The organism is Micromonospora sp. URMC 105 (assembly GCF_051386295.1).
Classification (GTDB): Bacteria; Actinomycetota; Actinomycetes; order Mycobacteriales; family Micromonosporaceae; genus Micromonospora.
Genome location: NZ_JBPQTL010000174.1, coordinates 1 through 4,794, shown reverse-complemented (window position 1 = coordinate 4,794; position 4,794 = coordinate 1). Strand labels below are relative to the sequence as shown.

General features: G+C 72.0%; 5 protein-coding genes. 1 reads left to right on the top strand and 4 read right to left on the bottom strand.

The features are described 5' to 3' along the window. Positions 1–78 precede the first annotated feature (78 nt). Entirely contained in the window at positions 79–912 is an 834-nt protein-coding gene (locus tag ACSNN7_RS28610) for an NUDIX hydrolase (RefSeq protein ID WP_436684162.1), read from the bottom strand. Between the two features lie 70 nt (positions 913–982). Between ACSNN7_RS28610 and ACSNN7_RS28605 the strand changes: the two genes are divergently transcribed. Next, positions 983–1,951, top strand: coding sequence for a Gfo/Idh/MocA family protein (locus ACSNN7_RS28605; RefSeq protein ID WP_436684161.1), 969 nt, complete (start codon positions 983–985; stop codon positions 1,949–1,951). Between the two features lie 51 nt (positions 1,952–2,002). Here ACSNN7_RS28605 and ACSNN7_RS28600 read toward each other — a convergent pair whose 3' ends face one another. The 3 genes from ACSNN7_RS28600 to ACSNN7_RS28590 form a co-directional block, all read right to left on the bottom strand. Then, entirely contained in the window at positions 2,003–3,007 is a 1,005-nt protein-coding gene (locus ACSNN7_RS28600) for an anion permease (protein ID WP_436684160.1), read from the bottom strand. 4 nt (positions 3,008–3,011) lie between these two features. Continuing rightward, entirely contained in the window at positions 3,012–3,638 is a 627-nt protein-coding gene (locus tag ACSNN7_RS28595; protein ID WP_436684159.1) for a DUF47 domain-containing protein, read from the bottom strand. Between the two features lie 130 nt (positions 3,639–3,768). Then, on the bottom strand, positions 3,769–4,752 hold the full coding sequence (locus ACSNN7_RS28590) for a PPK2 family polyphosphate kinase (RefSeq protein ID WP_436684158.1): 984 nt from the start codon (positions 4,750–4,752) through the stop codon (positions 3,769–3,771). Positions 4,753–4,794 lie beyond the last annotated feature (42 nt).

Sequence of the window (4,794 nt, the reverse complement as noted above, 5' to 3'; positions counted from 1 at the left end):
GTGTGGGGGTGTCCGGCGTCCTCGACACCCCGACACGCCGCAAACCGTGCGGCTCGCCCGGGACGCCGGTCGGCGGGGTCAGGACAGGACGAAGCGGGCCTCGCCGTCCTCGGAGAGATCCAGGCGGGGGGTGACCGGGGTGGCGGCGTCCCGGTCGGCCGCCGCTCGGGCCACGCCGGCCAGGTCACCGGCGGCGAGCACCTGGGCCAGGGTGACCAGCGTCGGCGGCAGCATGGTCAGCTCGCCGGCCTCGGCCCGGGCCAGGGCGTCCGCCGGGCGGATCCACATGGTGTGGTCGGCCTCGCCGGAGACGTCCCGGGTCCGCTGCCCCTCGGGCAGCAGAGCGACGAAGAAGTACGTGTCGAAGCGGCGCGGCTCGAACTCCGGGGTGATCCACCGGCTCCACGGCAGCAGCAGGTCCGACCGGAGCGTCAGCCGCCGTCCGGCGAGCAGGTCGGCGAAGCCCACCCGGCGCGCCTCCAGGTCCTGCCGGGCGGCCTCCCACTCGTCGCCGCTGACGTCGCCGACCACGGTCGCGGCGTCCGGGCCGGCCAGCAGCACGCCGGCTTCCTCGAAGACCTCCCGTGCGGCGGCGCAGACCACCGCCTGGGCCGCCGCCGGGGCCACCCCCAGCCGGTCGGCCCACTGGGCCGGCTCCGGGCCGGCCCAGTCGAGGTGCGCCTGGGAGTCGGAGCGGTCCACCCCGCCGCCGGGGAAGGCGTACATGCCGCCGAAGGCCATCGCGGCGACCCGGCGGATGACGTACACCTGGAAGTCGTCGCCGGCCGGGCGCAGCAGCAGCACGGTGGCCGCGACCCGCGGCACCGCCGGGGTGCCACCCTCGGCGCGGAACCGGCGGGCGTGCTCGACCAGGGCGGCCGGGGCGGCGAAGCCGTCACTGTCGATCGTCATCCCGCGAGCCTAGTTCCCGACCGGTGGATCGCCGACCGGCGGCAGGTCGATCTTCGTTAGCCTGGCCCGCATGACACGTTGGGGCATCCTGGCCACCGGGCACATCGCCGGCCGCTTCGCCGAGGACCTGCGGCTGGTGCCAGGGGCCGAACTGGTCGCAGTCGGCTCGCGGACCGCCGAGAGCGCCGAGCGGTTCGCCGCCCGGCACGGCATCCCCCGGGCGTACGCCTCCTGGAGCGACCTGGCCGCGGATGCGGACCTCGACGTGGTCTACGTGGCCACCCCGCACGCCGCCCACCACGACGCGACCCGGGTCTGCCTGGACGCCGGCCGGGCGGTGCTGGTGGAGAAGCCGTTCACCCTCGACCTGGCCACCAGCACCGAGCTGGTCGAGTCCGCCCGCGCCCGTGGCGTCTTCCTGATGGAGGCCATGTGGATGCGCTGCAACCCGCTCGTGCGGCGGGTGGTCGAGCTGGTCGAGGCGGGGGCCATCGGCGCGGTGACCAGCGTACGGGCCGACTTCGGCGCGGCCGGGCCGTTCCCGCCGGAGCACCGGATGCGGGCCCGCACCCTCGGCGGCGGCGCCCTGCTCGATCTCGGCGTCTACCCGGTGAGCCTGGCCCACCTGCTGCTCGGCGTGCCGCAGCACGTGCAGGCGTGGGCGAAGCTCGGCCCGGAGGGCGTGGACGAGAACACCGGCATCGTCCTCGGGTACGACTCGGGCGCGGTCGCCACGCTCAGCTGCGGGATGGTCGGCGCGACCGCGATCACCGCCTCGATCACCGGCACCACCGGCCGGATCGACCTGCCCGAGCCGTTCTACCGGCCGGGCTCGGCGGTGCTGCACCGCGCCGGGGCCGAGCCGGAGACGATCCCGGCCGACCTCACCGGCGGCGGCTACCAGTACGAGGCCGCCGAGGTGCAGCGCTGCCTGGCGGCGGGGCTGACCGAGAGCCCGCTGGTGCCGCACTCCGCCACGCTCGAGGTGATGGGGCTGCTGGACGGCATCCGGGAGCGGATCGGCGTCGACTACGCGTGAGGGGCCCCCTGCCGGTGGCGGGGAGCCCCTCGACGGGCGCTGCGGCCGGGCTCAGAACAGCGGCCGGACCAGCAGGTAGGTCAGGCAGGCGATCAGCGCGGCGGCCGGGAAGGTGACGATCCAGGCGATCACGATGTTGCCGGCCACGTTCCAGCGGACCGCAGAGAGCCGCTTGGTGGCACCCACACCCATGATCGCCGAGGTGATCGTGTGGGTGGTGGAGATCGGGGCCTTCAGCACCAGGGCGTTGAAGTAGAGCACCATGCTGGCGACCGTCTCGGCGGCGAAGCCCTCCGGCGGACCCAGGTCGATGATCTTGCGGCCGAGGGTGCGGATGATCCGCCAGCCGCCCGCGTAGGTGCCCAGCGCCAGCATGGTCGCCGAGGTCCAGAACACCCAGCCGGGGATGTGCGTCTTGTCGTCCTGGAAACCACCGGTGTAGAGGGCCAGCACCACGATGCCCATGGTCTTCGCGGCGTCCTGCATGCCGTGACCGATCGACATCGCCGCCGCCGAGGCGGTCTGCGCCCAGCGGAAGCCCCGGTTGAGCCGGCCCGGCTGCCCCTTCCGGAACAGCCAGAGGATGGCCAGCATCAGCAGGTAACCGAGGGTGAGACCGACGATCGGCGACAGGATCATCGGGACGATGACCTTCTGACCGATGTTCGCCCACTGCACCACGCCGCCGGCGGCCAGCAGGGTCGCCCCGACCAGACCGCCGAAGAGGGCGTGCGAGGAGGACGACGGCAGACCGAAGTACCAGGTGATCAGGTTCCACGCGATGGCGCCGAGCACCCCGGCGAAGACCACCCCGAGACTGGCGACGCCGGTGGGGAGGGTGACCAGGCCGTCGCCGACGGTCTTGGCCACCCCGGCGCCGAAGTGCGCGCCGACGAAGTTGCCGACCGCAGCCAGCAGCAGGGCGATCCGGGGTGTCAGCGCCCGGGTGGAGACGCTGGTCGCGATCGCGTTGGCGGCGTCGTGGAAACCGTTGGTGTAGTCGAACACCAGGGCCACCGCGATCACCGCCAGCACGGCGATGAGTTCGGGACTCACAGGATCAGGACTCCTTGACCGCGATGGTCTCGACGGTGTTGGCCACGTGCTCGAAGGCGTCGCAGGCGGCCTCCAGCTCGTCGGCCACCTCCTTCATCTTCAGCACGGTCAGCGCGTCGTACTCACCGGAGAAGAGGCGGACCAGCAGCATCCGGTACATCTGGTCGCCGTTGTTCTCGAGCCGGTTGCACTCGATCCAGTAGTCCTCGAGATCCTTCATCGACTTCAGTCGGGGCATCGCCTCGGCGGTCAGCTTGGCCTGCTGGTCGAGGACGTTGACCATCTCGTGCATCTCCCGGGGCAGCGACGGGAGCTTGGTCAGGCCGTACAGGTAGAGCAGGTTGCCCACCGCCTCCAGGTGGTCCATCACGTCGTCGAGCAGCGAGCCCAGACGGTAGATGTCCTCCCGGTCGAAGGGGGTGATGAAGGTGGAGTTGATCTTCTTGTACAGCTCGTGGGTGATCTGGTCGCTGTCGTGCTCGACCTCGGTCAGCCGCTCGCTCACCGACTGCACCTCGACCCCCGGCAGCGCCAGCTCGTTCAGCAGCTCGGTGCCCTTCACCAGGTTCTGCGCGGCCCTGGTGAAGAGCTCGTAGAAGGCGCCCTCGGTGGGACGGAAGGAAAACTTCACAGCACGGACCTCGTCGTGTCGGTGGAAGGGTGGCCGACGCCTCCGGGGCGCCTGCTCTGGGCATGCTAAGGACACAGCGGAACCGGGCATTCCCCGGCCCACCCCTGGTCAGGCCCGATTCACCGGTCGTTCACCCGCCGTTCACCTTTACCGTCCCGTCCCCGCTCCGCAACCGCTGGCGTTCCCGCTCCACGTCGAAACCGGCAGCCGGATACCCCAGATGCAGACCGCCGAACGTCTCCCGCAGCAGGTGGGCCACCGCCCAGTCCCGGTACCACTTGCGGTCCGCCGGCACCACGAACCAGGGCGCGGCCTCCGTGCCGCACCGCTGCAGCGCCTCGGCGTACGCGGCCTGGTAGTCGTCCCAGCGGGCCCGGGAGTCGAGGTCGGACGGGTTGTACTTCCAGTGCTTGCGCGGGTCGGTCAGCCGCTCCATCAGCCGCTCGCCCTGCTCCTGGTGAGAGATGTGCAACATCACCTTCACCAGGGTCACGCCCGCGTCGGTCAGCTCTCGCTCGAAGGCGTTGATCTCGTCGTACCGGGCCCGCCAGGTCTGCTCCGGCACCAGCTCCTCCACCCGGGCGATCAGCACGTCCTCGTAGTGCGAGCGGTTGAACACACCCACGTACCCGGGCGGCGGCAGTTCGCGCCGGATCCGCCAGAGGAAGTCGTGCCGCAGCTCCTCCTCCGTCGGCGGGCCGAACGAGCGCAGGTGCAGGCCGAGCGGGTTCATCGCGCCCGCCACCCGCTTGACCGTGCCGTCCTTGCCGCCGCAGTCCATCGCCTGGAGCACCAGCAGCACCCGCCCCGGCCGGTCCGGGGCCGGCGCCGGGTCACCGCTGGTGGGCGCCGACGCGGGCGCGTCCGGCTCGACGGCGGCCTTCGCTGTGGCGAAGAGCATCTCCTGCTGCTCGCCCAGCTCCGCGCCGAGGAGTTCGACCTGCTCCCGGGCCCAGGCCTTGCGGGCCCGGCCGCCACCGGCCGCCGCCGGCAGCCCCGGGGTCGAGCGGGGGTCGACCGTACGCAGGTCGACCGCCCCCGGTGAGACCCGAAGCAGGTCCCGCATCTTTCCGCCCTCGGGTGCCACGATGTCCGATCCATCGACTGCGCTCATCCCGCGATCATCGCCCACCCCAACACCCCCACCGGGACACAC

Coding starts and splice junctions, on each gene's coding strand:
- ACSNN7_RS28590 (WP_436684158.1), bottom strand. CDS start 4,752: ATGAGCGCAGTCGATGGATCGGACATCGTGGCACCCGAGGGCGGAAAG.
- ACSNN7_RS28610 (WP_436684162.1), bottom strand. CDS start 912: ATGACGATCGACAGTGACGGCTTCGCCGCCCCGGCCGCCCTGGTCGAG.
- ACSNN7_RS28605 (WP_436684161.1), top strand. CDS start 983: ATGACACGTTGGGGCATCCTGGCCACCGGGCACATCGCCGGCCGCTTC.